The organism is Stenotrophomonas sp. YJH_SMC_127, assembly GCF_059372445.1.
Window position 1 is genome coordinate 64,307 of sequence record NZ_JCAFVO010000003.1, and the last position, 25,503, is coordinate 89,809.

Genomic DNA, 25,503 nt, shown 5'->3' on the forward strand with positions numbered 1-25,503 from the left:
CACCGGCAAGCGGCGGCAGGATGAACGGTCAATCCGGGGCGACGGGCGTCAAAGGCTTGACGACCCGCCCTCCCCTGCCCGTGCCGGCGCGATCCCCATCGCGCCGGCACGGGTTCAGGCCAGCACCTGGTAGCAGGGCTGGTATTCGCCGGAGATCTTCATCCGGCGCTGCTCGACGAAGGCGCGCAGCAGCGCATCCAGCGCCTGCATCATGTCCGGATCCCCGTGGATCTGGAACGGCCCGAACTGCTCGATGCGGCGCATGCCGTCCTCCTTCACGTTGCCGGCGACGATGCCCGAGAACGCCCGGCGCAGATCGGCCGCCAGCGCGTGCGGCGCACGCCCGTGGTGCAGGTCCAGCGCCGCCATCGCCTCGTGGGTCGGCACGAACGGCTGCTGGTACTCCCACGGGATCTCGATCGACCAGTTGAAGAAGAACGAGTCCTTCTGCGCCAGGCGGTGCTCGCGCACGCGCTTGATGCCGTTGGCCATCTTCTTGGCCACCGCGACCGGGTCACCGATGATGATCTCGTAGCGCTCGGCAGCCTCATCACCCAGGGTCAGGCGGATGAAGCGGTCGATCTGCTCGAAGTACGGCGCCGCCACGGTCGGGCCGGTAAGGATCAGCGGGAACGGCAGGTCCTTGTTCTCCTCGCGCAGCAGGATGCCGAGCAGGTACAGGATCTCTTCGGCAGTGCCGACGCCACCGGCGAACACGATGATGCCGTGGCCGATGCGGACGAAGGCCTCAAGGCGCTTCTCGATGTCCGGCATGATCACCAGGTGGTTGACGATCGGGTTCGGCGACTCGGCCGCGATGATGCCCGGCTCGGTGAGGCCGATGTAGCGCGTCACGGTACGGCGCTGCTTGGCATGGGCGATGGTGGCGCCCTTCATCGGGCCCTTCATCGCACCCGGACCGCAGCCGGTGCAGATGTCCAGGCCGCGCAGGCCCAGCTCGTAACCCACCTGCTTGGTGTACAGGTACTCGTCGCGCGAGATCGAATGGCCGCCCCAGCACACCACCAGGTTCGGATCGCCCGGGTTGAGGATGCGCGCATTGCGCAGCAGGCCGAACACCGCGTTGGTGATGCCCTCGGACGACTCCAGCTCGGCCGCGTAGGCCGGGCCCATCTCGATGGCCATGTAGGCCAGGTCGCGCACGACGGCGAACAGCAGTTCGGCGACACCGCGGATGATCTCGCCGTCGACGAAGGCCATCGCCGGTGCGTTGACCAGGTCGATGCGCACGCCGCGATCCTGCTGCGCCACCTGGATGTCGAAATCAGGGTAGAGGTCGCGCGCCGCGCGCGGATCGTCCGAAGCGCTGCCGCTGGTCAGCACAGCCAGCGCGCAGCGGCGCAGCAGCTCATGCATGCCGCCGGCGGAGGCATCGCGCAGGCGTGCGACCTCGGCCCGCGACAGCACATCCAGCCCACCGCGCGGGTAGATCCGCGCATCCTGCACCGGCAGTGCACGGGCTGATTTTTCGTTCGTGGTCATATCCAATTTTTCGCTTCCTTCAAGGTTTCCGACTGTACTGCCGCCCCCTTAAAAAGCAAAACGGCCGGGAAGCCCGACCGTTGGATGTGTGCTGCCCGCGTTCGCCTGTCCGGGACCGCCTGGGCGGCGTTGACGCCGCGCACATTTCCAGATGCTACGCCGTTGCCCAGCGCCCCGCAAGGACTTTCGCCTGAACGGGAAACGGCCGGGTTTCCCCGGCCGTTTCCGTTTACAGCAGCGCTACGTCAGTGCATCAGAACTGGTAGCGGAAGCCCAGCTGCATCGACCACTGCGAGACACCGACGTCGAAGCCGTCAGCATCGGAGTTGGCGACGCTCGGCAGGTCCGCGCCACGGTAGTTGTAGACGTACTTGCCGTTGTACAGGCCCTGCAGGCTGGCAACACGAGCGTTGGCGTAGAAGCCGTAGTCGTAGATGTTGCCCCACTTCTTGTTGAGCATGTTGCCGACGTTCTGGATGTCCAGCCAGATCTCCGACTTGTGGCCCTTCATGAAGCCCGGCAGCTGCTGGCTGATACGGATGTCGAAGGTGTTGATCCAGCCGGTACGGAACTGGTTGGCCGGAGCCACTTGGCCTTCGTACTTGGCCAGCTGCGGGTTGGCCGCCAGCCAGTCGAAGAACGACTTCTCCATCGCCGCATCGGCGGTGAACTTGCCGTTGTTGGACAGGGTACCGAACAGGACCTCGCCGCGACGCGGCACGTAGAACAGGTCGTTGCCCGAACGGCCGTCGCCGTTGGCGTCGTTCACATAGATGTAGCTGTACGGGCGGCCGCTGCGGCCTTCGTACACCAGACCCACCTTGGTCTCGTAGTCGCCGAAGAACTTGTGCTTCCAGTTCAGCGAGCCCGACAGGCGGTCTCGGATCTGGTAGCGCGAGGTGTTCAGCATTTCCTCGTTGGCATTGAAGGCGTACTGGTAGCCCCAGCCCGAGCTGGCGGTGGAGCTGGTCAGGCTACCCACTTCCTTGGCATCGGTGTAGGTGTAGCCCAGGTTCCAGGACCAGTCGCTGCTCGCGCTCCACGGCTTGCTCAGCGAGACGGTGAACTGCGAGGTGCGGCCCTGATCGGTGTTGTCGATCAGGTAGACGTTGTTGAAGCCCTGTGCGGCATAACCATTACGCGCATCGTTGGTGCCCCACGCCCTGCCGTCAGCCGAAGGCACGTAGTAGTTCACGCGACCATCGGCACCGACCTGACGGCCCTTGCCCAGGTTCAGGTGCTGGTAGTACAGGCCATCCTTGACCTTGGTGACCAGCAGCTCGGCCGAGGCGACCATGCCGTACCAAGGCAGCTCGTGATCGAAGGCCAGGTTGGCCTTGTACAGCGACGGCAGCTTGAAGTCGCGGCCGACGAAGTTGACGTTCTGCAGCGCGCTGCCCGGAGTGGTCGGGACCGGCTGGTTGTCCTTGTCCGGATTGAACTTCTGGCCGTTGTAGCGGCTGATGTTGTACGAGTCGTAGTTGAAGCCGGTGGTGGAGTAGCTGTTGCTGATCCACACCTGCGGTGCATCACCCTGGAACAGGCCGATGCCGCCGCGCAGCTGTGTCGGGCGCTCGGTGTCGAAGGTGTAGTTGAAGCCGAAGCGCGGCTGGATCAGGAACTTGCTCGGGAACACCGCACTATTGTCATAACCGAAGACAGTCTGCGCCTTCTGGTTGTACGCCGGCGCCGGGCTCACCTTCGGCCGGTCGCCACGCAGACCCATGGTCAGGGTCAGGTTGCTGTTGACGTACCAGGTGTCCTGCACGAACAGGGCCAGGTTGCTGTACTTGTAGTCAGCCGCGATCGAGTTCGCGCTCTTTTCCTTGTTCAGCTGGTAGGTCTGCCACTGCCCCTTGGCGAAATTGTCCAGGCCATAGAAGGTGTAAGCACCCCACGAGCCAGCGCCAAAGTAGTTGTAGACATCGTTGGTGTCGTACGAACCACCGAACTTCAGGTCGTGGTCACCCAAGGTCAGCGTACCGGCGGCGTAGTAGTTCCACGCCTTGGTTTCCAGCACGTTGTTCTGCGAGTTGGTCTCGGTACCCAGGAACAGCGAGTCGCCTTCCGGCGTGGTCACATCGCCACCGCGCGGGAAGTAGATGCGGATGCTCGGGGCATTGGTCGGCACCTCGCGGACGGCCGAGTACTCGCGGTACGAAGCCTTCAACTCGGTCGAGAAGGTGTCGGTCCAGTCGCTGAAGACCTGGGCGACGTAGCTCTCGTTGGTCTTGACGTGCTGGTACCAGTAAGAGCTCAGCGAAGCCTGCGAGGTCGAGCCCATGCCGTTGATGCGCAGCTTGCTCTGCTCGAGCTTGCTGTAACGGATGTTGGCGCGGTGGTTCTCGTTGATGTTCCAGTCGAGCTTCAGCGCGTACTCTTCCAGATCCGTGTTGCCGTTGCTTTCGATACCGCCGGCATCGAAGCCATAACCCTTGGCGATTTCCTGGGCACGGGTCACGTCAGCCATGCTGTAGTCGGCATTGGCCTTGCCCAGCGCGGTGCTGGACAGATCGGCGCCCGGCGCGGACTGCTTGAACTTCTCGTAGTTGGCGAAGAAGAACAGCTTGTCCTTGACGATCGGGCCGCCCAGGGTCATGCCGTAGGTCTTTTCGTCATTGAAGCCGTTGAACTTCTTGCCTTCCGGGTTCTTGCCGAACCAGTCACCGTCACGGTAGGTGCCGTACACCGAACCGTGGAATTCATTGGTACCGGACTTGGTCACCGCATTGACGGTGGCACCGGCAGCGCCAGCGATGCTGACGTCGTAGTTGGACAGGTTGATGTCCAGCGCTTCGATGGCTTCCATCGCGACCGGCTGGCGGCGGGTCGGCATGTTGTTGCCTTCCAGGCCGAAGGTGTCGCTGGCCGAGACGCCGTCGATGTTGATCGAGTTGTAGCGCGGGTTCTGGCCACCGGCCGAGATCGAGCCCGAGGCGCGATCGATGAAGGTGACGCGCGGATCCAGGCGCATCAGATCCTGGATGTTGCCGCCGATGGACGGCGCAATCTCGATCTGCTCCTGGCTGATGTTGGTGCCCGAGCCCATCTTGGTGGCACTGAACACCTCCGAGCCGCCGCCGACGGCGGTGACCTGCACGGTGTCCAGGTTGGTGGCCTTGGCCACGTCACCGGTCAGGATGGCATTGATGGTGCCGGTCTGGTTCACGCCCAGGTAGACACCATCTTCGGTCTTGGTGCCTTCACCCGGCTTGGTGATGGTGATGGTGTAGGGACCACCCACGCGCAGGCCGCGCGCGTTGTAGCGACCCGCCGCGTCGGTAGTAGCGCGCGAAACCGTGCCCGACTCGGTGTGGGTGATGGTGACTTCAGCACCGGCGACGGGCTGGCCGCCGCTGGTCACGACCTGGCCGCCGACACCGGCAGTGGTGGTCTGGGCGAAGGCGGGAGCGGCAGCAAGTGCAGCCACGAGACCAAGGGTAAGCTTGGACATCCGGAGTGGGTGGGTCATTTTTCGGTAGCCTCGATGCGAGTTGGCGATGGCGGAAAAAAAGCGCATCCAAACAGCCCTGCGGGTGGCTGGTCGGAGAGTTATCTGGGGTTCCCTACCGCTTGGCTGAAGGCAGCCATAACGGTTAACACTAGATTAACACGCTACGCCATCAATGTGACGGTTGTGCGACAAACGGCACCGGTTCGCAACGCAATCGTGACGGGTTCTTCACTCCGGCTTTCCCCGGGGCTCACTCGCGGGGAACTGCCTCGCTGGCATCGAGAATCGTCCCCCGCCAGGCATGGCCGGCCCGGGACAACAGGGTGACGGCCGCAGCGGCGGCCGCTTCGGGCCCTTGCGCGGCCGGGTCCTGGTCGACGGAATAGGCGCGGGCGCGCAGTGCCGTGCGCAGGGGCCCCGGGTACAGGCCACTGACCCGGACCGGGCCGCGACCCAGCTCATCGTGCAGGCTGCCGATCAGGCCACGCAGGCCGTGCTGGGCCACGCCATACCCGCCCCAGTAGGCCTGCCCCACCCGTTCGGGGGCATCGACCGCGAAGACCAGGGCGGCATCCTCGCGCTGCCGCAGCAGCGGCAGGCAGGCCTGGGCCAACCAGGCCGGGGCGGTCAGGGTGACATGGACCGCGCGGGCGAAACTGGCCGGGTCGGCCAGCTCGAACGGGGTCAGGCCGGGGAAATGCGCGGCGCAGACCAGCAGGCCATCCAGCCGCCCCAGCTCACGCTGCAGGGCCTGGGCCAGTTCGGCATAGTCATCGGGGCCGGCACCCTCCAGGTCCATCGGGTACAGCAGAGGTTCCGGGCCGACCGCCTGGACCTGGGCATAGACCCGGTCCAGCCGGCGCGGCTTGCGCCCCAGCAGGACCACCGTAGCCCCGGCCGCCGCAGCGGCAATCGCCGCCGCACTGCCCAGCCCGCCGCCGGCACCGGCAACCAGCACCACGCGGTCCTGCAACGGGCGGCCATCGAGCGCCCCGTCAGTCGGTGACGTCGACGGCCAGGCACTCATCCCTGGGTCGCCTCTTCGACGATGCGCTTGAGCTCGCCGGATTCAAACAGTTCCATGACGATGTCGCAGCCGCCGATCAACTCGCCGTTGATGAACAGCTGCGGGAAGGTCGGCAGGTTGGAGAAGCGCGGCAGGTTGGCGCGGATCTCCGGTTCTTCGAGCACGTTGACGTTGCGCAGGGTGACGGCGCCGGCAGCCATCAACGCCTGCACGGCGCGGCTGGAAAAGCCGCACATCGGGTACTGCGGGGTGCCCTTCATGAACAGCACGAGCGGGTAACGATCGACCTCGGCCTGGATTTGCTGCATTACCGCCACAACCACACTCCTTGCTTCGCCGGACAACCCGACCGTGATGGTCGGCTAGACTGCCCACGGTAGCCGCCATTGTAAGCGGATGGAACAGGCTGCCGCCGTCCCCTGGCCACGAACCTGCACATGCCCGTCGAATTGCCCGCCCTGCCCTACCTCTCCGGCTCCCTGCAGCCCCACCTGTCCGCGCAGACCGTGGAACTGCATCACGGCCGCCACCACCGCGCCTATGTCGACGCGGTCAACGCCGGCACCCTCGGCACCGAGTGGGAGGAGGCGTCGCTGGAAGAGATCGTGCGCCATGCCCAGGGCACGCTGTTCGATGCGGCCGCCCAGGCCTGGAACCACGGCTTCTACTGGCAGTGCCTGCGCCCGCGCGGCGGCGGCGAACCGCAGGGCCGGCTGGGCGAGCTGGTCAAGCGCCAGTTCGGTGACGCGCAGCGCCTGCGCGAGGAATTCAACCGCGCTGCACTGGGCCTGTTCGGCTCGGGCTGGGTGTGGCTGGTGCAGCACCCGGGCGGCCAGCTGGGCATCCAGGCCACCCGCAACGCCGGCACGCCCCTGACCGGCGACAGCACCCCGCTGCTGTGCTGCGACGTGTGGGAGCACGCGTACTACACCGACTACCAGAATGACCGCGCGCGTTACCTGGACGCGTTCTGGCAGATGGTCAACTGGGAATTCGCCGAGAGCCAGCTGCGCTGAGGCAGCGGCTCTGTCACCGGGTAGTGCCGGCCGCTGGACGGCAACCCACTGGACGTACAAGGATGCCGGGGTTGCCGGCCAGCGGCCGGCACTACCGGGCAGCAGAGCGTGGCTTCACGCGCTCTCGTGCGCGGCCACCGCATCCATCACCCGCGCCGAGTACACCAGCGCGGCGCCGGCGTTGAGCGAGACCGCCACGCCCAGCGCCTCGGCGATTTCCTCGCGACTGGCGCCATGCTTCAGCGCCGCGTCCACGTGCACGGTGATGCAGCCGTCACAACGGGTGGTCACCGCCACCGCCAGCGCGATCAGCTCCCGGGTCTTGGCATCCAGGTGGTTGGTCTGGGCACCGGCATTGGCCAGGGTGGCGTAGCCCTTGACCGTATCCGGCGAGAGCTTGCCGATCTCGCCGATGCGGCCCTTCAGTTCCTTGCGGTAGGCATTCCAGTCGAGCATGGTCGTGACTCCTGTGAAAGGAGCTCCACGCTACCACCGGGAATGTTGCGCCGATGGCTGCACCGGTGCGCCACACCGTTGCACTGCTGGCCTGCGGCCGGCACTACCGGACTCAGCGGTTGCGCAGCGCGTGCACCGCCGGTGCCACCTGGGCCTGGCGGTCCAGTTCCAGGCCCACCTGGTCCAACGCGTCGGCCAGTGCTGCGGCATCGTCATCGCGCAACGTGGCATGGCCGACCTTGCGGCCTTCGCGCGACTCCTTGCCATAGTCATGCCAGTGGCCACTGGCCTGGGCCAGCACCGGCAACGGGTCGGGCATCCGGCCCAGCCAATTCAGCATGCAGGCATGGCCGAGCATGCGGGTGCTGCCCAGCGGCAGGCCCAGCACGGCGCGCAGGTGGTTCTCGAACTGCGAGGTCTCGCTGCCTTCGATGGTCCAGTGCCCGGAGTTGTGCACGCGTGGCGCCATCTCGTTGGCCAGCAGCTCGCCATCGCGGCAGAACAGTTCCAGCGCGAACACGCCGACGTACTGCAGGTGTTCGGCGACACGGCGTGCATAGCCGATGGCTGCCTGCTGCTCGGCGGCGGACAGCACGGCCGGGGCCACGCTGGCCGACAGCACACCGTCGACATGCCAGTTGCCGGTGATCGGCCAGGCTTCGAAACTGCCATCGCGGCCACGCACGGCCACCACGCTGACCTCGCGCTGGAAGGCCACGAAGCCCTCCAGGATCAGTCCGGTGCGCTCGACCTGTGCACCCAGCGCATCCCAGGCGGCATCAATGTCGGCTTCGCTGCGCAGGCGGAACTGGCCCTTGCCGTCGTAGCCCAGGCGGCGGGTCTTGAGGATGCACGGCAGGCCGAATTCGACGGCTTTCGCCGCCAGCTCGTCACGGCTGCGGATATCAGCGAAGGCCGGCAGCGGAATACCCAGCTGCTGGAACAGGGTCTTCTCGCTCAACCGGTCCTGGGCCACCGCCAGCGCGGCCGGCGGCGGGTAGACCGGCACGCGGTCGGCCAGGAACTGTGCACTGTCGGCGGGCACATTCTCGAAATCGAAGGTGACCACATCGACCTTGGCAGCGAAGTCCGCCAGCGCCTGGCGGTCGTCGAAGGCACCGACGGTGAGCGGCGCCAGCGGGCCGCTGCAGGCGTCGGCCGCCGGGTCATACAGTTCGAAGCGCAGCCCCAGCGGCGCACCGGCCAGGACCATCATGCGGGCGAGCTGGCCGCCGCCCAGGATGCCGACGGTCAGGCTCATTGGCGCGGATCGTCGTGGGCCATCACGTCTTCGGTCTGGCGTGCACGGAAGGCGTCGAGCGCCTGGCCGATCGCCGGCTGGTCGCTGGCCAGCATCGCGGCGGCGAACAGCGCCGCGTTAGACGCGCCGGCATTGCCGATGGCGAAGGTGGCGACCGGGATACCGGCCGGCATCTGCACGATCGACAGCAGCGAATCCATGCCGTTGAGGGCCTTGGACTGCACCGGCACGCCCAGCACCGGCACGGCGGTCTTGGCGGCGATCATGCCCGGCAGGTGGGCGGCCCCGCCGGCACCGGCGATGATCGCGCGCAGGCCACGCGGGCCCGCCTGCTCGGCGTAACTGAACAACACATCCGGCGTCCGATGCGCGGACACCACCTTCACTTCGAACGGAACACCCAGGGCTTCAAGCTTCTGGGCGGCGTGCTGCATGGTTTCCCAGTCGGAACGGGAACCCATGACGATGCCGACAAGCGGCGCGATCGGGTTGGGGGTCATTGGCCGTCACCTGCCTTAAAGACGTATTCTAGCCATCTTCCACGCAAGACGAAGAACCATGGATCGCAAGCTGCTCGACCTGCTGGTGTCGCCTGACACCCGCCAGCCCCTGTCCCTGCTGGATGGCAAGGGCCTGGAAGCCCTCAACAAGGCCATTTCCGCCGGCGCGGTGAACAAGGCCGATGGCAACCCGCTGGCGCAGCCGCTGCGCGAAGCGCTGGTCACCCGCGACCGCAAGCAGGTCTTCCGCGTCGACGACGGCATCCCGGTGCTGCTGGCCGAGGAAGCCATCCCGACCGCCCAGATCGCCGATTTCCCGACCGCATGAGCACGCTGCCGACGCCGGATGCGGCCGTTGTCGCCGCCGATGTCGCGCGTGCACTGGCCGAGGACCTGGGCAGCGGTGATGTCACCGCCGCCCTGCTGCCCGACCAGGCCGACAGCGCCTACCTGCTGTGCAAGCAGGACGGGGTGATCGCCGGCCGCCCCTGGTTCGACGCCACCCACCGCGCGCTCGACCCGGACGTACGCATCGAATGGCAGGTTTCCGACGGCGACGCGGTCACCGCAGGCACCGTGCTGGCCCTGCTGCACGGGCGCAGCCGCAGCCTGGTCAGCGCCGAACGCACCTCGCTCAACTTCCTGCAGACGCTGTCCGGTACGGCAACCACCACCGCCCGCTACGTGGCGGCGGTGGCCGGTACCGGCACGCGCATCCTTGACACCCGCAAGACCCTGCCCGGCCTGCGCCTGGCGCAGAAGTACGCGGTGCGCTGCGGCGGTGGCGAGAACCATCGTTTCGGCCTGTACGACACGGTGATGCTGAAGGAAAACCACATCCGCGCTGCCGGTTCACTGGCCGACGCCGTGGCGGGCGCACGCCGGCAGTGGCCTGCGCTGCCGCTGGTGGTCGAGGTCGAGGATCTGGCGCAGCTGCGCCAGGCGCTCGACGCTGGTTGCGAACGCATCCTGCTGGACGACTTCAGCCCCGACCTGCGCCGCGAGGCGGTACGCATCACGGCCGGCCGCATTCCGCTGGAAGTGTCCGGCAGCGTCGGCCTGGGTGGCCTGCGCTCGATCGCCGAGGATGGCGTCGACTGCATCTCCATCGGCGGCCTGACCAAGCACGTGCAGGCCATCGATCTGTCGTTGAAGCTCGGCCCACCGCCGGGCTGAGGCCTGGCTTGGGGTCCGATCCCTTTTTCATGGGAAAAGGGATCCGACCCCGTTCTCACACCCGGCGTTCACGACAGCGCTGCGACGCTGCGGGCATCCCCCACAGGAGCCGCGCATGCGCCGGATGCTCTTGCCTGCCTGTCTGCTGCTGGCCGCGGCCCCCCTGTCCGCAGCGGCGGCCGAAGCCTGCGATGTGCCACCGCGTTTCGGCCTGAGCCCATTGGCGGTGGCCATCCGCACTACTGCCTGCAATGAACACCGGCTCTGGTTCCGGCCCTTCATCGATCGCGATGGCCGCGCGGCGAGCCTGAGTGTCACCGAGGCCGAGAACGAACATCTCGCCGACAACGGGCTGATTGCCTGGCAGCGCGTGGCCGGCTACTGGCGCAACAGCGGCACGCTCAACGCGATGGGCAGCATCGCCGGCGCCAGCAGCTGTGTGGCACCACTGGGCACGCGCTACACCGACAGCGACTGCCGCACCTTCCTGATCGACAACCCGTGGTCGGCCGCGTTCATTTCCTGGGTGATGGTGCAGTCCGGCGTCCCCGGCTTCAACGCGTCGCCACGCCACATCGACTACATCCGTGCCGCGTACCAGGGCGGACCCTCGGGCGTGCCGTACCGGCTGGTCGATCCCGCGACCGCAAAGCCCGCACCGGGCGACCTGCTGTGCTTCCTGCGCGATCGCAGCACCACGCTCAGCTACAGTGGGCTGATGCAGGCACTGGGCAACGGTTCGGTGGGCCACTGGAAATCACATTGCGAAGTAGTGGTGGCCGCCAACCTGGGGGGCGACCAGACCCTGTACCTGGTGGGCGGCAACGTGATGAACACGGTGGCGATGCGACTGCTGCCGCTGGACCGCACCGGGTTGATCAAGCTGCCGCCGGCGCGCGAACGCAACAGCACCGGCATCGAGCCCAGCTGCACGCCGGGCCGCGAGGACGAATGCAGCTTCAACCGCCAGGACTGGGCAGCGCTGCTGCAGCTGACGGCGACCGCGCCATTGGTGATGCCTTCGCCCTCCGCCGCGCCGATGCAGACGGTGCCGGCGACGGCGCCGTCTACCGCGCCCGCATCACCGGCGTCCAGCGAACCGCAGCCACGGCGGTGAGTGCAGCGCTTGATCCAGCGCGCGTTCGCCGCCATCTTTGCGGGATCGACCTCTGACGGCTGACGCCATGCCCACCCTGCTGTTGTTGCTGATTGCCGGCGGAATCATCTATTTCTTCTGGAATGCGGCGCGTTCGGCCGCCGAGCGCGCGGTCGAGCTGGGCCGCAATGCCTGCCGCGCTGCCGACGTGCAGTGGCTGGATCAGGCGGTACATGCCACCGGCCTGCGACTGTCGCGTGGCGAGGACGGACGGCTCGGTTTCGAGCGCACCTTCAAGTTCGAGTATTCCTACGATGGCATCGATCGCCACGTGGGCCGCATGGTGCTGCGCGGCGACCAGCTGATCTCGTTCACCGGCCCCGGTGCCGCGCGGATCAGCCAGATCCGGCCGGATGTGGAGGATGCCGAGGATGTGTAAGAACTGAAGGTGTGCCGACCAACGGTCGGCACCCACACAATTCCGGCACCCACCGGTAAAACCTGCAAAGGAAGACGCCGCCCAGCGGGGCGGCGTCGGAATGGTTACTTGACCACGCGCAGGTTCGGGCGGCCCTTGGGCGGCGGACTGGCCGGTGGCGTATCGTCCGGCGGCGTGCCGTCCTCGTGCAGCAGTTCGTCACTGGTCGGCGCGGTCTCGCTGCCCGGAATGTCATCCGGCAGCGCCATGCCCTGCCCGGTCTCGCGGGCATAGACCGCCAGCACGGCGCTGATCGGTACCTGCACCGGGTAGCTGGTGCCGGAGAAGCGGGCCGAGAAGCTCACCATTTCGTTGTCGATCATCAGCCGCACGACGGCGCGTTCGGCGATGTTGAGCACGACCCGGCCATCCTTGACCGCCGAAGGCGGCACCTGCACGCCGGGGACGCCGGCGTCGACCAGGATGTGCGGGGTCAGCTGGTTGTCGTTGATCCATTCCACCAGCGCCCGCAGCAGGTACGGGCGGTGGCTGGTCATGTGGAAGAAGTCTTCGGTCATGCGTGAAGTGTACGCGCCCGGCGCCCCGCCGGGGCGGATCGCCTGCACGCCGGTCGGCGTGCAGACGGGTTACGCAAGGTCGGATCAGACCGGCAGATCGCGCAGCTTCTTTTCCTGGTCGGTCAGGCTGCGGACGAAACCCGGGTGACGGAAGATGCGGTTGCCATAGTCCTCGATCGCCTTGCCGTCCTTCGGCAGCGGCACGTCCAGCGACTGCAGGCGCCAGATGATCGGTGCCATTGCGCAGTCGGCCAGGCTCATTTCCGGATTGAGGAAGAACTTGCTGGCCTTGAACAGCGGCAGCGACGCGGTCAGCAGTTCCTTCAGGCGCTTGCGGCCGGCCTCGGCCTGGGTCTTGTTGCCCAGCTGGATGGCCTGCACCTGCGGTACCCAGTCGTGCTCGATGCGCAGCATGGCCAAGCGGATACGCGCACGCGAGAGCGGATCGACCGGCATCAGCGGAGGATGCGGGTAGCGTTCGTCCAAGTATTCGCTGACCACCGACGCGGCGTACAGCACCAGCTCGCGCTCGACCAGGGTCGGCACCGAGTGGTACGGATTGAGATCGATCAGGTCTTCAGGCGGGTTCTGCGGATCGACCGGGACAAAGTCGAAGGTGACCCCCTTGGCCGCCAGCACCAGGCGTACCCGGTGGCACAGTACGTCGTCGTTCGAGGAAAACAGCGTCAGTGTATTGCGCATGCGTACGCTCGCCGCCATCAAAGGCTCTCCCACGACAGGAGACCGCCTGCCGCATCGGCGCCGCCGGCACCGTGCCAGCGGTCGACTCCACCCCGAGTGTGCAACCGACCATCACAAAAGCCAATAGGCCCGGGCGATGGCCGGCGGCAGAATCAGTGGACGTCCTTCCAGTATTCCTTCTTCAGCAGGTACAGCAGGAAAGTCAGCAGGGCCAGGAACAGGATCACCCATACGCCCAGCTGCTGGCGCTTAAGCGCGGCCGGTTCACCGGCGTATTCGAGGAAGTTGGTGATGTCCCGAACGGCCTGATCGTACTGGCCGGCATCGACCGACCCGGGCGTTTCGATTTTCAGGCCGGTCACCGGCGGGTCCATGCCGGGCGCTTCCGCCTTGCCGTGCACCGCATGCTGCAGGCCCTGCATTTCCCACAGCGGGTTGGGCATGGAGGCATTGGCGAACAGCGCGTTGTTCCAGCCCAGCGGGCGGCTGCTGTCCAGATAGAACGACTTGAGATAGGTGTAGACCCAGTCACTGCCCCGCACGCGCGAGATCAGGCTGAGATCGGGCGGCATCTTGCCGAACCACTTCTCCGCGTTCTCCTTGGGCATCGCCACCGGGATCGGGTCGCCGATCGCCGAGCCGGTGAAGTTGAGGTTGTTCATCACATCTTCCTCGGTCAGGCCGAGGTCCTGCGCCATCCGCGAATAGCGCAGGTACTTCAATGCGTGGCAGCCGGAGCAGTAGTTCATGTACAGCTGCGCGCCGCGCTGCAGCGAGGCGCGGTCACCGAGGTCGTTGCCGGCCTGCAGCAGCGGGGTGCCGCCTTCGGCGGCGGAGGCCAGGAAACTGCCCAGCATCAGGGTGGCCGCCAGGGCCAGCCGGACCATCCAGCGCTCAGTCATGCGTGGTCACCCTCTCCGGTACCGGCTTGGTCCTGTCCAACCTTGTCCATAGCGGCATGGTGATGAAGAACGCGAAGTACAGGAAGGTCAACACCCGCCCGATGTAGGTCTCGTGCACATCGGTGCCCGGGCCGGAACCAATCACGCCCAGCCACACGAAGCACACCGCCAGCACGCCCAGCATCACCTTCGAGATCCAGCCGCGGTAGCGCACCGATTTCACCTTCGCCTTGTCCAGCCACGGCACCAGGAACAGGATCGCGATGGCCGAGAACATCACCAGCACGCCGCCCAGCTTGTTCGGCACCACGCGCAACATCGCGTAGTACGGCGTGTAGTACCAGACCGGCTTGATGTGTTCCGGGGTCACCAGGCGGTTGGCTTCGGTGAAGTTGTCGTGCTCCAGGAACAGGCCGCCGAAACCGGGGGCGAAGAAGATGATGAAGGCGGCGATGATCAGCAGGAAGCCGGCACCGACGCCATCCTTGAGCGTGTAGTACGGATGGAACGGAATGCCGTCGGCCGGGGCGTTCGGCGACCAGCGGTTGCCCTTGGGCCCCTTCTTGATCTCCACGCCATCGGGGTTGTTCGACCCCACCTCGTGCAGCGCGCCCAAGTGCAGCACCACCAGCAACAGCAGCACCAGCGGCAGTGCGATGACGTGCAGCGCGAAGAAGCGGTTGAGCGTGGCGTCACTGGGCAGGTAGTCGCCCATGATCCACTCGGTCAGGCCGTTGCCGATCACCGGTATCGCGCCGAACAGCGAAATGATCACCTTGGCGCCCCAGAACGACATCTGCCCCCACGGCAGCACGTAGCCCATGAAGGCTTCGGCCATCAGCACCAGGTAGATCAGCATGCCCAGGATCCACACCAGCTCGCGCGGCTTCTGGTAACTGCCGTACAGCAGGCCGCGGAACATGTGCAGGTAGACCACGATGAAGAACAGCGAGGCCCCGGTGGAGTGCATGTAGCGGATCAGCCAGCCCCACTCCACATCACGCATGATGTATTCGATGGAGCCGAACGCCTCGGCGGCGTTGGTCTTGTAGTGCATCGTCAGGAAGATGCCGGTGACGATCTGGTTGACCAGCACCAGCAGCGCCAGCGAACCGAAGTAGTACCAGATGTTGAAGTTCTTCGGCGCGTAGTACTCGGTGACATGCTTGCGATAGACCGGCATCAGGCCCGGCGCGCGGGCATTGACCCAGTCGGCCACGCCGCTGGCGGTACGAGCGAGGATATTGGCCATCAGGCTGCCCCCTGCGGATCGACACCGATGATGATGGTGTTGTCGTCCTGGTAATGGTGCGCGGGCACCTTCAGGTTGATCGGCGCCGGCACGTCCTTGAAGACGCGGCCGGACATGTCGAAGCGCGACTTGTGGCAGGGGCAGAAGTAGCCGCCCTTCCACTGCGGGTCATAGGGTTCAGGCCGGATCTCGGCGACCATTTCCGGCGAACAGCCCAGGTGCGTGCACAGGCCGACCAGCACGGAAATGTCCGGCTTGATCGAGCGCAGCTCGGGGTTCTGCTTCAGCACGTAGTCCGGCTGCTGGTCCTTCTCGCCGGACTCGGGGTCCTTGAGGCGGCCATCGAGCCCGTGCAGTGCATCGAGGATCGCCTTGGACCGCTTGACGATCCAGATCGGCTGGCCACGCCATTCCACGATCAGGCGTTGGCCTTCCTGCAGGGCGCTGATGTCGGCCACCACCGGTGCGCCGGCAAGCTTGGCACGGGCACTGGGGTTCCAGGATTTGATGAAAGGAACAGCGGTGAATCCGACGCCGACGGCGCCCACCACGGCTGTGGTGGCAGAAAGAAAACGCCGACGTCCGGTGTTGACTGGATCGTGTACCCCATCGTTGGCCATCCGGCACTCCGATATTGATTAGGTAGCTTTAAGGCTGCCAGCGGATCCGGTGGGGGCCAGAGCCGCATTGAATCATGGGCGAGTGTAGCGGAACCGTCGAGCGCCACACAACGCATTGCAACAACATTGATTACGGGGCTGCCAGCCAGTGGCCGGTCGGTACCGGCCATTGCCCAAGGTTGCCGGCCAGCGGCCGGCACTACTGGTGCGTCAATGCGGTGCGGTAACGCTCGGCCAGCTGCCCGACCCGGCGCACGTAGTACTGGGTCTCGCTGTAGGGCGGCACGCCACCGTGGCGGTCAACCGCGCCTTCGCCCGCGTTGTAGCCAGCCGCGGCCAGGGTCAGGTCGCCATTGAAACGCTTCAACAACCACGCAAGATACTGCACGCCACCGCGGATGTTCTGCCCGGCATCGTAGGAATCGCTGACTCCGAAACGGGCCGCGGTTGGCGGCATCAGCTGCATCAGGCCCTGCGCGCCGGCGCGGCTGAGCGCGGTCGGGTTGTAGGCCGACTCGGCGTGGATGATGGCGCGCACCACGGCTTCGTCGACGCCGAACTCGCGCGCGGCCGAGCTGATCTCGGTCTGGAACGCGGTGGTGTTCAACCGCACCGAACCGAAGTCCACGCGCGGGTTGACGCCACAGGCATAGCAGCGCTCCATGAAACTGTAGCGGATGGTGCGCACCGGGCCGAGGTTGGCGACCTGGGTCGGGCGCGCACTGGTGTAGTGGCGCACGCCGTCCTTCATGAAGGAATAGACCTGGCCGCTGACCATGCGCCCGCTGCGCGAGGCGACCGGGGGCGCGGGCACGGCGGCTGGCGCAGCCGCCGGTGCCGCAGCGCTGGCCGCCACCGCCACCGGGTTGCGCTCGATGCTGGCCACGGTGGTCGGCGCCGGCTTCGGCGCGGCCACCACCGGGCGCGGTGCCGGGCGGAGGTCGCGGCTGTAGCTGATGGCGCTGCAGCGGGCCCCGGCCAGGCGCTTGCTGACATAGCTGGTGACCCCGTCGGCGCCCTGGCACTTGAACAGGGTGCCCGCGCTGGCCGGCGCAGCGGTCAGCGCAGCGATGATGATCGCCGTTGTCCCCAGTATCCCCTTCATGCCGGCGAGTGTCCCAGCTTCGCCGGGGCTTGCCAAGCGACGCGGCTCAGCCTGTGACCGGCGGCACAGCCAGCACCTGCCCCAATCCGGCCAGGCGCTGTGCCAGTTCATCGCGCAGCCCCGGCGGCGTGGTCCACACCGCCACCGGCACCCGGTCCAGGCTGAGGATCTGCGCCAGCATCATGCCGCGGCTCTCGGCGCCCATGCGCAGCAGGCAATGGTCGGGCCCATCGTGCTCCAGCACACCACACCAGGGCGGGATGCGGCCTTCCAGCTCGGCGCGGCTGCCGGCCAGGCGGACGATGGCCTGCAGGGCGAACGGGGCCTGGCTGACCGCCTGCCGCACCATCACATCCGGCGGTGCGGGCGTACGGCGGTGCATGCCTGGCTCGGCGCATTCGCGCACCGCGCCCATCCGGTCCACGCGCAGGGTGCGCCAGTCCTGCCGGCCCAGGTCCCAAGCCAGCAGGTACCAGCGCCGCCCGTAGTTGACCAGGTGCTGCGCCTCGACCTCGCGCTGGGTCACCGCTTCCTGGGCACTGCGGTATTCGAAGGCCAGCCGTGACGCCTGCCGGCAGTGCTGGGCCAGCTGCCCGAGCAGGCGTGCGTCGGTGGACGGAAGGTCGGACAGGGTGGCGGTGGCGGCATGCACCTCGCCGGCCTGCTGGCGGCGACGGGTCGGCACCAGCGGATCGAGCTTGGACAACAGGCCGCGCGCGGTGTCGTCGATGCCGGCGACGGTCGCCGAGGCCGCGCGCAGGGCGATGGCCAGGGTAGTCGCCTCCTCCTCGTCCAGCAGCATCGGCAGCACCGGCGCCCCTGCCCCCAGCTGGTAGCCGCCGCCAACCCCGGACGAGGCCCGGACCGGATAACCCAGCTCGCGCAGGCGCTCGACGTCACGGCGGATGCTGCGCCGGTCCACGCCCATGCGCTCGGCGAGCTCGGCCCCGGACCACTGGCGGCGGGCCTGCAGCAGGGCGATCAGGCGAAGCAGTCGATGGGCGGTATGGCGCATGAAGGATCGAGGACAGAAGTCGTCCGCAATAGTGCCCCAGGATGGCCTCCAGTTCACCACCCACCGCAAGGAGCAATGCCATGAATTCACGCCAGATCACCCTGTACCACGCCGCCCGTTCCCGCTCGAGCGGCGCCGTGGCCCTGCTCGAAGCACTGGGTGCCGACTACCGCATGCAGGTGCTGGACCTGAAGGCGGGCGCCAACCTGGCCCCGGCCTACCTGGCCATCAACCCGATGGGCAAGGTGCCGGCGATCGTCCACAACGGTGCGCTGGTGACCGAGCAGGTGGCGATCTATCTGTACCTGGCCGACCTGTATCCAGAGGCCGGCCTGGCACCGCCGATCGGCGACGCCCTGCGCGGGCCCTACCTGCGCTGGATGGCCTTCTATGGCGCCTGTTTCGAGCCGGCGATGATCGACAAGGCGATGCACCGCGAGCCGCCGCCGCGCCTGATGTCGCCGTATAACGACGCCGAGACCGTGCTGCAGGTGATCGAGGCCCAGCTGGCGCAGGGCCCCTACCTGCTCGGCGAAACGATGAGCGCCGCCGACGTGCTGTGGGGCAATGCGCTGGCCTGGACCACGGCCTTCGGCCTGGTGCAGCCCGCGCCGGCCACGGCCGATTACATCGCACGGATGAGCGCGATGACCGCCTTCGACCGTTCGCGGCAGATCGATGCGGAGCTGGCGGCGTAAGCAGCGGCCCCTTGTAGAGCCGAGCCCACGCTCGGCTGCTCCTCCGCCTTGCAAAGGCAGCCGAGCACGGGCTCGGCTCTACGGTGATGGCCACGCTGGGCATGGGCTCGGTTGCACGGGCGCGGCGGCTGGCGCGGGATGCGGGTAGAATTGCCCGCTTTCCCGCCACCCGAATGGATTAAGCGCCATGACCGGGACGCCAGACGTCTTTCCGCCCACCACACCGGGCGGTACCCCGCTCGTTGCCCTGCCCGCTGGTCCGCGCAAGCCCGACCAGGTGAAAGGCAAGCTGTACATCAAGACCCACGGTTGCCAGATGAACGAGTACGACTCGGCCAAGATGGCCGACGTGCTTGCCGCCAGCGATGGCCTGGAACTGACCGACAGCCCGGACGACGCCGACGTCATCCTGGTCAACACCTGCTCCATCCGCGAGAAGGCGCAGGAGAAGGTGTTCAGCCAGCTGGGCGTGTGGAAGGGCCTGAAGAAGAAGGGCCGCGAAGTCATCATTGGCGTCGGCGGCTGCGTCGCCTCGCAGGAAGGCGAAGCGATCATCAAGCGCGCGCCGTTCGTCGACCTGGTGTTCGGCCCGCAGACCCTGCACCGGCTGCCGGAGCTGATCCGCGCACGCCGCGAACAGAAGCGCCCGCAGGTCGACATCAGCTTCCCCGAGATCGAGAAATTCGATCGCCTGCCCGAGCCGCGCGCCGAAGGTCCCTCGGCATTCGTGTCGATCATGGAAGGCTGTTCCAAGTACTGTTCGTTCTGCGTGGTGCCCTACACCCGCGGCACCGAAGTCAGCCGCCCGTTCGAGGATGTGGTGGTGGAGGTGGCGCAGCTGGCCGCACAGGGCGTGCGCGAGATCAACCTGCTCGGGCAGAACGTCAACGCGTATCGCGGGCCCTATGGTGACGGTGAGTTCGCCGACCTCGGCCTGCTGATCCGCACCATCGCCGAGATCGATGGCGTCGGCCGCATCCGCTTCACCACCTCGCATCCGCTGGAGTTCAGCGATTCGCTGATCGATGCGTTCCGTGACGTGCCACAGCTGGCCAACTTCCTGCACCTGCCGGTACAGGCTGGCAGCGACCGCGTGCTGTCAGCGATGAAGCGCGGCTACACCGCGCTGGAATTCAAGTCGAAGATCCGCAAGCTGCGTGCGGTGCGCCCGGACATCTCGATCAGCTCGGACTTCATCGTCGGCTTCCCCGGCGAGACCGATGCCGACTTCGAGAAGACCATGAAGCTGATCGAGGACATCGGCTTCGACCACAGCTTCTCCTTCATCTATTCGCGGCGCCCGGGCACGCCAGCCGCGGACCTGGAGGACACGATCAGCGATGCCGAAAAGCACGCGCGCCTGTCGCGCCTGCAGGAGCGCATCAATGCGCATGCCGCTGGCATTTCCGAGAAGATGGTCGGCACCGTGCAGACCGTGCTGGTGGAAGGGCCCTCGCGCAAGAACCCGAACGAGCTGACCGGCAAGACCGAGAACATGCGTTCGGTGAACTTCCCGGCGCCGGCGCGATTGATCGGCCAGTTCGTGGATGTGGTGATCACCGAAGCGCTGACCAATTCGCTGCGCGCGCGGGTGGTGGCGGAATGAATCTTCGGGTCGGAGCCCCTGCGGGGATCCGACCCCCTGCCTTCAATCCAGGCGCTTGCGGAAACGCAGGATGGCCAGGGTCATCATCACCACGATGAAGGCCAGCAGCGCCAGCGCGTCGTGCCACAGCTCCCACAATGAGGCGCCGCGCAGCATGATGCCGCGCACCAGGCGCAGGAAGTGGGTCAGCGGCAGCACCTCGGCCAGCCACTGCACCGGCCGCGGCATGCCGGCGAACGGGAACATGAAGCCCGACAGCAGGATCGACGGCAGGAACAGGAACAGGGTCATCTGCATCGCCTGGAACTGCGAGCGCGCACGCGTGGAGATCAGCAGGCCCAGCGCCAGGTTGGCCAGCACCAGCAGCACCGCGGCCAGATAGATGTCCAGCAGGCTGCCGCGAATGGGTACCTGGAACAGCCAGGTGCCCAGCACCAGCACCAGCGTGGTCTGCAGCAGGCCGATGGCCGCATAGGGCAGCACCTTGCCGACCATCAGCTCGCTGCGCGACACCGGCGTGGCGATCAGCAGTTCCATGTTGCCGCGCTCGCGTTCGCGCACCACCGCTACCGCCGTGAACATCACCAGGGTCATGGTCAGGATCACCCCGATCAGGCCCGGTACGATGTTCACCGCCGAGCGCCGCTGCGGGTTGTAGAAGCTGGTCACGCTGACCGGACCACTGGCGATGCTGCCTTCGCGCAGGGGACGGGTGTTGCTGGTCGGGCGCGTGTCCAGCGGCACCTGCGCCAGCTGGATCGCCGCGCTCTGCACCACGGTGTCGCTGCCATCGACCAGCACCTGCACCGCCTCGCGTCCATCGAAGCGGCGACGCTCGAAGTCGGCCGGCACCACGATGCCGACACTGATCTCGCCACGGCGCAGCGCCTGCATCAGCTGGGCAGGCGTGTAGGCTTCGCTGCGCGGCGTGATCACGCCGGTGGCCACCATGTCCTGCACCAGCGCGCGCGAAGCGGCGCTGTTGGCCTGATCGGCGACACCCGCATCGAGATGACGCAGGTTGAGGTTGATCGCATAGCCGAACAGCAACAGCTGCATCACCGGAATGCCAACGATCATCGCCAGCGTGATGCGGTCGCGGCGCAGCTGCCGCAGCTCCTTGAGCATGATCGCCCACAGCCGGCGCAGGTTCATGCCGCCGGCTCCCGGCCGCGGCCACGGGTGGCGGCCACGAACACATCTTCCAGGTTCGGCGCCACTGTCTCGATGCGGGCCTGCGGGTCAGCGTTGGCAAGTGCACGGGCCAGCACTGCGACGTCCGCTGCGCCCTCATTGCACAGCACGCGCAGCTGGGTGCCGATCTGCGCCACGCTCAGCACACCGGGCAGCTCAGACAGTGCGCGGCTGGCCTGCCGCGGCTGCGACGACGTGACCTGCAACGTGCGGCCGTCCAGCCGTGCGCACAGCTCAGACGGCGTGCCATCGGCAACCAGTGCACCACGGTCCAGGATTGCCAGCCGGTGGCAGCGCTCGGCCTCGTCCATGTAGTGGGTCGACACCAGCACGGTGGTACCGGCGTCGGCAAGTTCAAACAGGGCTTCCCAGAAATCACGGCGCGATTCCGGATCGACCGCGCTGGTCGGCTCGTCCAGGAACAGCAGCTCGGGCGCGTGCACGACGGCGCCGGCCAGGGCGAGGCGCTGCTTCTGGCCACCGCTGAGGGTTCCGGCCAGCTGCGGCTGCCGGTCCAGCAGACGGTACTGCTGCAGCAGCTCGTCGACCCGCTGCCGGGCCTGCGCGCGTGGCAGATCCTGGATGGCGGCGAGGAATTCCAGGTTCTCGCGCACCGACAGGTCCTCATACAACGAGAAGCGCTGGGTCATGTAGCCGATGCGCCGGCGCAGTGCTTCGGCCTGCTCGGGAACCTGCAGCCCCAGCACCTCGATCTGCCCAGCGCTCGGTTCCAGCAGGCCGCACAGCATGCGGATGGTGGTCGACTTTCCGGATCCATTCGGCCCCAGGAAGCCGTACACCTGCCCGCGCGGCACAGTCAGGTCGACATTGTCCACGGCCAGAAGATCGCCGAAGCGGCGGGTCAAGCCCTGCGCATGCACCGCGATGTCGTCGCCGGTGTTCAGAAGCGCACCTGCACCGGCAGTCCGGCCGGAAGCTTCTGCATGTCGGTGGCCGTGTCCACTTCGATCTCGGCCAGATAGCTCTGGCGCTCGACGTCATCACCGGTCAGTGCGTAGTACGGGGTGAACGAGGGCTCGCTGCGGATTGAGCGCACGTGCCCCTTCAGCACGGTGCTGCCGCCTTCCAGCTGTACCTGCGCGGCCTGCCCGACCTTGACCTGCAGGCGCAGCGGCTGCGGCAGGTAGACGCGTGCATAGGGGCGCTCGCCAACCAGCATCACCGCCAGCGGCGCCCCGATCGGTGCCTGGTCTCCCTGCCGGTAGGGCAAGGCATCGACCACGCCATCGCGGGGTGCGCGCAGCTGCAGCTTCTGCAGGTTGACGCCCTGCACCACCTGCTGCGCCTGTGCGGCGTCGGCGGCCGCCTGGCCCTGGGTGATGTCCTGCGCGCGACTGCCGTGCACCCGCTCCAGCCAAACCTGCTCGGCGGCCCGCACGCTGGCCTCGGCATTGCCGGCAGCCGCCCGTGCACGGTCCAGCTCGGCGGCGGCGATCAGGCGCTGGCGTGCCAGCGGTTGCACCCGACGGTAGTAGGCCGTGGCTTCAGCAGACTGCGCGCGCAACGCGGCCAGCTGCGCCTGGGCCTGCGCGATCTGTTCCTGGCGCGGACCGATCTTCAGTTCTTCCAGCTGGGCCTGCGCGCGCACCGTGTCGGCCTGCGCCGCGGCGAACTGCGCGTCGCCGCGGGCGGGGTCGAGCTGCATCAGCACTGCTCCGGCCTTGACCTGCTGGCCCTCGCGCACCTCCACCGTGGCGATCACTTCGGCCGCCGGCGCCGGCACCGTGATCCGGTCCCACTCCAGCGTGCCGAGCGCTGCAGGCGGCGCCTGCCCACACCCTGCCAGCAGGCCGATACCCACCAATCCGATTCCACGCATCCCGTTGCCGATGCCCATGCCATCCCCTCCTGCGACGGCGCCACGGTGCCATCCGCCCCGTGCACCCTCAATGATTCCGATCAGCCCTGACGGTTTTTTCACCATGCGTTGGCGAGCCTTTGGCTGCAAGGCTCCGCGCCACCTATCCACAGGTTGATTCGGCATCATTCCACAACCGGTGTGGAAAACCGGCAACACGGGATCCTGTTGCTCGCCTGGCAGCGGAACCTGCGCTGCGATCACGAAGAACGCCGGCGTGCCTTGGAAGTTCTCGGCCACGCGCTGCGACGTGCCCTCCCTCCCGGTCCGCCCGTCCTGCGGGTGCCGGCACGCCCGGGTCCGTGACGATTTTTTCACCACCCCCTCATGACGCTTGTGGCACAAGCACTGTAGAGGTCTATCCACAGGTTTCCGCAGCCCCCGTCCACACCGGGTGTGGAAAAGCATGTATCGACCCCGTGCTGGCCGCGCGCCCGCTGTGCGCGCTACCCTTGTCCTCCCTGAATACACTGCGGTGGAAGGCTTCCGCCCCACCCAAGGCAATGAAAAGCATCGAACATCGAGACTTCACCCTGTCGCCGGAAGACACCGAGCGGCTGGCCAACCTGTGCGGCCCCTTCGATGGGCACCTGCGCCAGATCGAGCTGAAGCTCGGCGTGGAGATCGCCAACCGCGCTTTCGTGTTCCGCATCAGCGGGCCCAACGAAGCCATCGTCGAGGCGCAGAAGCTGGTTGAAGCGCTGTACGCCGAAGCCGGCGAAACCACCTTCGACAACCACGCCATCCACCTGCGCCTGGCGCAGGCCAACGTCGAGCAGATCGCCGAACGCTCCTACGAAGCGCAGGAGGTGGCGATCAAGGTCAAGCGCGGCACGGTGCGCGGCCGCGGTGCCAACCAGGGCCGCTACCTGCACCAGATCGCCACGCATGACATCAACTTCGGCATCGGCCCGGCCGGCACCGGCAAGACCTTCCTGGCCGTGGCCAGCGCGGTCGAAGCGCTGAACGAATCACGGGTGCAGCGCCTGATCCTGGTGCGCCCGGCGGTGGAGGCCGGCGAGAAGCTGGGCTTCCTGCCCGGTGACCTGAGCCAGAAGGTCGACCCCTACCTGCGACCGCTGTACGACGCCCTCTACGAGATGATGGGCGTGGAGAAGGTGGTCAAGCTGCTGGAAAAGAACGTCATCGAAATCGCGCCGCTGGCCTACATGCGTGGCCGCACGCTCAACGATGCCTTCGTGATCCTGGACGAAGCACAGAACACCACCATCGAGCAGATGAAGATGTTCCTGACCCGCCTCGGCTACGGTTCCACCGCCGTGGTCACCGGCGACCTGACCCAGACCGATCTCCCCAAGCACGTGAAGTCCGGCCTGCGCGATGCCATCGACGTGCTGCGCGAGGTCGAGGGCGTCAGCTTCACCTTCTTCGAGTCGCGCGACGTGGTCCGCCACCCGCTGGTGGCGCGCATCGTCAGCGCCTACGATCGCCGTGACCTGCATCAGATCCAACCTGGAGCAACTCCATGACCCGTGGTCCCGTGCGACTGGACGTCGCCGTCAGTTATGCCCTGCCGCGCACCGGCCTGCCGGCGGCGGTCAGCTTCCGCAAGTGGGTGGCTGCTGCGCTGAAAGGCCGCATCCGCGAAGCCGACCTGGCCATCCGCGTGGTCGATGCCAAGGAAGGGCAGTCACTGAACCGCCATTATCGCGGCAAGGATTACGCGACCAACGTGCTCAGCTTCCCGGCCGAAGTGCCCGAAGGGCTGCCCAAGGGCGTGAAGTTTCCGCTGCTGGGCGACCTGGTGATCTGCGCACCGGTGGTGGCCCGCGAGGCCGATGAACAGGGCAAGGCGCTCAACGCCCACTACGCACACCTGACCGTGCACGGCGTGCTGCACCTGCTCGGCTGGGACCACGAGGACGACAAGGAAGCCGACGCCATGGAACAGCTGGAGCGCGAGATCCTGGCCGAGCTCGGCATCGCCGACCCCTACGCCGGCGAGCGCTGAGGCCCACGCACACCGGGATCTTCACGGAGGACGCGCCCATCGCGCTGCTGCCCGCACTCATCGCCGCTCTTCT

Annotated in this window: 26 protein-coding genes; 9 read left to right on the forward strand and 17 right to left on the reverse strand. The window is 66.9% G+C overall.

What is annotated here, in order from left to right:
- Window positions 1-114: 114 nt before the first annotated feature.
- The 4 genes from ppnN to grxD all read right to left on the reverse strand — a co-directional run bounded on the left by ppnN (window position 115) and on the right by grxD (window position 6,301).
- Entirely contained in the window at window positions 115-1,503 is a 1,389-nt protein-coding gene (ppnN, locus tag AC5QAB_RS08655; protein ID WP_014036604.1) for a nucleotide 5'-monophosphate nucleosidase PpnN, read from the reverse strand.
- Between the two features lie 253 nt (window positions 1,504-1,756).
- The gene (locus AC5QAB_RS08660) at window positions 1,757-4,975 is read right to left on the reverse strand and encodes a TonB-dependent receptor (protein WP_462458799.1); all 3,219 of its coding nucleotides are present in this window, start codon (window positions 4,973-4,975) and stop codon (window positions 1,757-1,759) included.
- A gap of 232 nt (window positions 4,976-5,207) precedes the next feature.
- Complete coding sequence (locus AC5QAB_RS08665) at window positions 5,208-5,984, reverse strand: SDR family NAD(P)-dependent oxidoreductase (RefSeq protein WP_414934980.1); 777 nt, start codon at window positions 5,982-5,984, stop codon at window positions 5,208-5,210.
- On the reverse strand, window positions 5,981-6,301 hold the full coding sequence (grxD, locus tag AC5QAB_RS08670) for a Grx4 family monothiol glutaredoxin (RefSeq protein WP_495233381.1): 321 nt from the start codon (window positions 6,299-6,301) through the stop codon (window positions 5,981-5,983). Before grxD ends, AC5QAB_RS08665 begins: the two co-directional genes overlap by 4 nt.
- Before the next feature lie 120 nt (window positions 6,302-6,421).
- On the opposite strand from grxD, the gene AC5QAB_RS08675 reads away from it, so the two are divergent.
- Window positions 6,422-7,000 (forward strand): superoxide dismutase, encoded by a 579-nt coding sequence (locus AC5QAB_RS08675; RefSeq protein WP_049408054.1) that lies wholly within the window; start codon window positions 6,422-6,424, stop codon window positions 6,998-7,000.
- A 114-nt stretch (window positions 7,001-7,114) separates the two neighbouring features.
- Here the strand turns inward: AC5QAB_RS08675 and AC5QAB_RS08680 are convergent, their stop codons facing one another.
- The 3 genes from AC5QAB_RS08680 to purE all read right to left on the reverse strand — a co-directional run bounded on the left by AC5QAB_RS08680 (window position 7,115) and on the right by purE (window position 9,217).
- Entirely contained in the window at window positions 7,115-7,456 is a 342-nt protein-coding gene (locus AC5QAB_RS08680) for a carboxymuconolactone decarboxylase family protein (RefSeq protein WP_004152082.1), read from the reverse strand.
- A gap of 112 nt (window positions 7,457-7,568) precedes the next feature.
- Window positions 7,569-8,717, reverse strand: coding sequence for a 5-(carboxyamino)imidazole ribonucleotide synthase (locus AC5QAB_RS08685; protein ID WP_032960908.1), 1,149 nt, complete (start codon window positions 8,715-8,717; stop codon window positions 7,569-7,571).
- Window positions 8,714-9,217 carry a 5-(carboxyamino)imidazole ribonucleotide mutase gene (gene purE, locus AC5QAB_RS08690; RefSeq protein WP_005412808.1) on the reverse strand — a complete coding sequence of 168 codons (504 nt, stop codon included), beginning with the start codon at window positions 9,215-9,217 and terminating at the stop codon, window positions 8,714-8,716. Before purE ends, AC5QAB_RS08685 begins: the two co-directional genes overlap by 4 nt.
- A 58-nt stretch (window positions 9,218-9,275) precedes the next feature.
- On the opposite strand from purE, the gene AC5QAB_RS08695 reads away from it, so the two are divergent.
- The 4 genes from AC5QAB_RS08695 to AC5QAB_RS08710 all read left to right on the forward strand — a co-directional run bounded on the left by AC5QAB_RS08695 (window position 9,276) and on the right by AC5QAB_RS08710 (window position 11,928).
- Window positions 9,276-9,545 carry a Trm112 family protein gene (locus tag AC5QAB_RS08695; RefSeq protein ID WP_014036599.1) on the forward strand — a complete coding sequence of 90 codons (270 nt, stop codon included), beginning with the start codon at window positions 9,276-9,278 and terminating at the stop codon, window positions 9,543-9,545.
- The gene (gene nadC / locus AC5QAB_RS08700; protein ID WP_014646586.1) at window positions 9,542-10,393 is read left to right on the forward strand and encodes a carboxylating nicotinate-nucleotide diphosphorylase; all 852 of its coding nucleotides are present in this window, start codon (window positions 9,542-9,544) and stop codon (window positions 10,391-10,393) included. The genes AC5QAB_RS08695 and nadC overlap by 4 nt, the downstream gene beginning before the upstream one ends.
- A gap of 115 nt (window positions 10,394-10,508) precedes the next feature.
- Window positions 10,509-11,510, forward strand: coding sequence for a DUF2272 domain-containing protein (locus AC5QAB_RS08705; RefSeq protein ID WP_197561459.1), 1,002 nt, complete (start codon window positions 10,509-10,511; stop codon window positions 11,508-11,510).
- Window positions 11,511-11,577: 67 nt separating this feature from the next.
- Complete coding sequence (locus tag AC5QAB_RS08710) at window positions 11,578-11,928, forward strand: DUF3301 domain-containing protein (RefSeq protein ID WP_005415950.1); 351 nt, start codon at window positions 11,578-11,580, stop codon at window positions 11,926-11,928.
- Between the two features lie 104 nt (window positions 11,929-12,032).
- Here the strand turns inward: AC5QAB_RS08710 and AC5QAB_RS08715 are convergent, their stop codons facing one another.
- The 7 genes from AC5QAB_RS08715 to AC5QAB_RS08745 all read right to left on the reverse strand — a co-directional run bounded on the left by AC5QAB_RS08715 (window position 12,033) and on the right by AC5QAB_RS08745 (window position 18,081).
- Complete coding sequence (locus tag AC5QAB_RS08715; RefSeq protein ID WP_014646584.1) at window positions 12,033-12,485, reverse strand: ClpXP protease specificity-enhancing factor; 453 nt, start codon at window positions 12,483-12,485, stop codon at window positions 12,033-12,035.
- 84 nt (window positions 12,486-12,569) lie between these two features.
- Window positions 12,570-13,205 carry a glutathione S-transferase N-terminal domain-containing protein gene (locus AC5QAB_RS08720; RefSeq protein WP_005408842.1) on the reverse strand — a complete coding sequence of 212 codons (636 nt, stop codon included), beginning with the start codon at window positions 13,203-13,205 and terminating at the stop codon, window positions 12,570-12,572.
- Between the two features lie 134 nt (window positions 13,206-13,339).
- Window positions 13,340-14,089, reverse strand: coding sequence for a cytochrome c1 (locus AC5QAB_RS08725; RefSeq protein ID WP_197561458.1), 750 nt, complete (start codon window positions 14,087-14,089; stop codon window positions 13,340-13,342).
- A complete protein-coding gene (locus tag AC5QAB_RS08730) occupies window positions 14,082-15,341 on the reverse strand; it encodes a cytochrome b (protein WP_014646581.1) in 1,260 nt (419 codons plus the stop codon). Before AC5QAB_RS08730 ends, AC5QAB_RS08725 begins: the two co-directional genes overlap by 8 nt.
- The gene (gene petA / locus AC5QAB_RS08735) at window positions 15,341-15,961 is read right to left on the reverse strand and encodes a ubiquinol-cytochrome c reductase iron-sulfur subunit (RefSeq protein ID WP_004151998.1); all 621 of its coding nucleotides are present in this window, start codon (window positions 15,959-15,961) and stop codon (window positions 15,341-15,343) included. Before petA ends, AC5QAB_RS08730 begins: the two co-directional genes overlap by 1 nt.
- Before the next feature lie 199 nt (window positions 15,962-16,160).
- On the reverse strand, window positions 16,161-17,066 hold the full coding sequence (locus AC5QAB_RS08740) for a lytic transglycosylase domain-containing protein (protein ID WP_014646580.1): 906 nt from the start codon (window positions 17,064-17,066) through the stop codon (window positions 16,161-16,163).
- Window positions 17,067-17,112: 46 nt separating this feature from the next.
- Window positions 17,113-18,081 carry a helix-turn-helix transcriptional regulator gene (locus AC5QAB_RS08745; RefSeq protein ID WP_032960913.1) on the reverse strand — a complete coding sequence of 323 codons (969 nt, stop codon included), beginning with the start codon at window positions 18,079-18,081 and terminating at the stop codon, window positions 17,113-17,115.
- A gap of 80 nt (window positions 18,082-18,161) precedes the next feature.
- Here AC5QAB_RS08745 and AC5QAB_RS08750 point away from each other — a divergent pair, with 80 nt between their 5' ends.
- Window positions 18,162-18,779: a glutathione S-transferase family protein gene (locus AC5QAB_RS08750; RefSeq protein WP_014646578.1), complete on the forward strand. Its 618-nt coding sequence runs from the start codon at window positions 18,162-18,164 to the stop codon at window positions 18,777-18,779.
- Between the two features lie 187 nt (window positions 18,780-18,966).
- Entirely contained in the window at window positions 18,967-20,385 is a 1,419-nt protein-coding gene (gene miaB / locus AC5QAB_RS08755) for a tRNA (N6-isopentenyl adenosine(37)-C2)-methylthiotransferase MiaB (protein ID WP_197561457.1), read from the forward strand.
- A 42-nt stretch (window positions 20,386-20,427) separates the two neighbouring features.
- Here miaB and AC5QAB_RS08760 read toward each other — a convergent pair whose 3' ends face one another.
- From AC5QAB_RS08760 to AC5QAB_RS08770, 3 genes are read right to left on the reverse strand one after another with little or no spacing between them, the layout of a single operon-like run.
- Window positions 20,428-21,540: an ABC transporter permease gene (locus AC5QAB_RS08760; protein WP_032960915.1), complete on the reverse strand. Its 1,113-nt coding sequence runs from the start codon at window positions 21,538-21,540 to the stop codon at window positions 20,428-20,430.
- On the reverse strand, window positions 21,537-22,460 hold the full coding sequence (locus tag AC5QAB_RS08765) for an ABC transporter ATP-binding protein (RefSeq protein WP_032960918.1): 924 nt from the start codon (window positions 22,458-22,460) through the stop codon (window positions 21,537-21,539). The genes AC5QAB_RS08760 and AC5QAB_RS08765 overlap by 4 nt, the downstream gene beginning before the upstream one ends.
- Window positions 22,461-22,480: 20 nt before the next feature.
- Window positions 22,481-23,437: an HlyD family secretion protein gene (locus AC5QAB_RS08770; RefSeq protein WP_495233350.1), complete on the reverse strand. Its 957-nt coding sequence runs from the start codon at window positions 23,435-23,437 to the stop codon at window positions 22,481-22,483.
- A 524-nt stretch (window positions 23,438-23,961) separates the two neighbouring features.
- Here AC5QAB_RS08770 and AC5QAB_RS08775 point away from each other — a divergent pair.
- Entirely contained in the window at window positions 23,962-24,948 is a 987-nt protein-coding gene (locus AC5QAB_RS08775) for a PhoH family protein (protein ID WP_495233351.1), read from the forward strand.
- Window positions 24,945-25,430 carry an rRNA maturation RNase YbeY gene (gene ybeY / locus AC5QAB_RS08780; RefSeq protein WP_014036587.1) on the forward strand — a complete coding sequence of 162 codons (486 nt, stop codon included), beginning with the start codon at window positions 24,945-24,947 and terminating at the stop codon, window positions 25,428-25,430. Before AC5QAB_RS08775 ends, ybeY begins: the two co-directional genes overlap by 4 nt.
- Window positions 25,431-25,503 lie beyond the last annotated feature (73 nt).

What these genes read in the sequence shown, in the direction of transcription:
- ppnN (WP_014036604.1), bottom strand. Translation starts at nt 1,503, where the DNA reads ATGACCACGAACGAAAAATCAGCCCGTGCACTGCCGGTGCAGGATGCG.
- AC5QAB_RS08660 (WP_462458799.1), bottom strand. Translation starts at nt 4,975, where the DNA reads ATGACCCACCCACTCCGGATGTCCAAGCTTACCCTTGGTCTCGTGGCT.
- AC5QAB_RS08665 (WP_414934980.1), bottom strand. Translation starts at nt 5,984, where the DNA reads ATGAGTGCCTGGCCGTCGACGTCACCGACTGACGGGGCGCTCGATGGC.
- AC5QAB_RS08675 (WP_049408054.1), top strand. Translation starts at nt 6,422, where the DNA reads ATGCCCGTCGAATTGCCCGCCCTGCCCTACCTCTCCGGCTCCCTGCAG.
- AC5QAB_RS08680 (WP_004152082.1), bottom strand. Translation starts at nt 7,456, where the DNA reads ATGCTCGACTGGAATGCCTACCGCAAGGAACTGAAGGGCCGCATCGGC.
- AC5QAB_RS08685 (WP_032960908.1), bottom strand. Translation starts at nt 8,717, where the DNA reads ATGAGCCTGACCGTCGGCATCCTGGGCGGCGGCCAGCTCGCCCGCATG.
- purE (WP_005412808.1), bottom strand. Translation starts at nt 9,217, where the DNA reads ATGACCCCCAACCCGATCGCGCCGCTTGTCGGCATCGTCATGGGTTCC.
- AC5QAB_RS08695 (WP_014036599.1), top strand. Translation starts at nt 9,276, where the DNA reads ATGGATCGCAAGCTGCTCGACCTGCTGGTGTCGCCTGACACCCGCCAG.
- nadC (WP_014646586.1), top strand. Translation starts at nt 9,542, where the DNA reads ATGAGCACGCTGCCGACGCCGGATGCGGCCGTTGTCGCCGCCGATGTC.
- AC5QAB_RS08705 (WP_197561459.1), top strand. Translation starts at nt 10,509, where the DNA reads ATGCGCCGGATGCTCTTGCCTGCCTGTCTGCTGCTGGCCGCGGCCCCC.
- AC5QAB_RS08710 (WP_005415950.1), top strand. Translation starts at nt 11,578, where the DNA reads ATGCCCACCCTGCTGTTGTTGCTGATTGCCGGCGGAATCATCTATTTC.
- AC5QAB_RS08715 (WP_014646584.1), bottom strand. Translation starts at nt 12,485, where the DNA reads ATGACCGAAGACTTCTTCCACATGACCAGCCACCGCCCGTACCTGCTG.
- AC5QAB_RS08720 (WP_005408842.1), bottom strand. Translation starts at nt 13,205, where the DNA reads ATGGCGGCGAGCGTACGCATGCGCAATACACTGACGCTGTTTTCCTCG.
- AC5QAB_RS08725 (WP_197561458.1), bottom strand. Translation starts at nt 14,089, where the DNA reads ATGACTGAGCGCTGGATGGTCCGGCTGGCCCTGGCGGCCACCCTGATG.
- AC5QAB_RS08730 (WP_014646581.1), bottom strand. Translation starts at nt 15,341, where the DNA reads ATGGCCAATATCCTCGCTCGTACCGCCAGCGGCGTGGCCGACTGGGTC.
- petA (WP_004151998.1), bottom strand. Translation starts at nt 15,961, where the DNA reads ATGGCCAACGATGGGGTACACGATCCAGTCAACACCGGACGTCGGCGT.
- AC5QAB_RS08740 (WP_014646580.1), bottom strand. Translation starts at nt 17,066, where the DNA reads ATGAAGGGGATACTGGGGACAACGGCGATCATCATCGCTGCGCTGACC.
- AC5QAB_RS08745 (WP_032960913.1), bottom strand. Translation starts at nt 18,081, where the DNA reads ATGCGCCATACCGCCCATCGACTGCTTCGCCTGATCGCCCTGCTGCAG.
- AC5QAB_RS08750 (WP_014646578.1), top strand. Translation starts at nt 18,162, where the DNA reads ATGAATTCACGCCAGATCACCCTGTACCACGCCGCCCGTTCCCGCTCG.
- miaB (WP_197561457.1), top strand. Translation starts at nt 18,967, where the DNA reads ATGACCGGGACGCCAGACGTCTTTCCGCCCACCACACCGGGCGGTACC.
- AC5QAB_RS08760 (WP_032960915.1), bottom strand. Translation starts at nt 21,540, where the DNA reads ATGAACCTGCGCCGGCTGTGGGCGATCATGCTCAAGGAGCTGCGGCAG.
- AC5QAB_RS08770 (WP_495233350.1), bottom strand. Translation starts at nt 23,437, where the DNA reads ATGGGCATCGGCAACGGGATGCGTGGAATCGGATTGGTGGGTATCGGC.
- AC5QAB_RS08775 (WP_495233351.1), top strand. Translation starts at nt 23,962, where the DNA reads ATGAAAAGCATCGAACATCGAGACTTCACCCTGTCGCCGGAAGACACC.
- ybeY (WP_014036587.1), top strand. Translation starts at nt 24,945, where the DNA reads ATGACCCGTGGTCCCGTGCGACTGGACGTCGCCGTCAGTTATGCCCTG.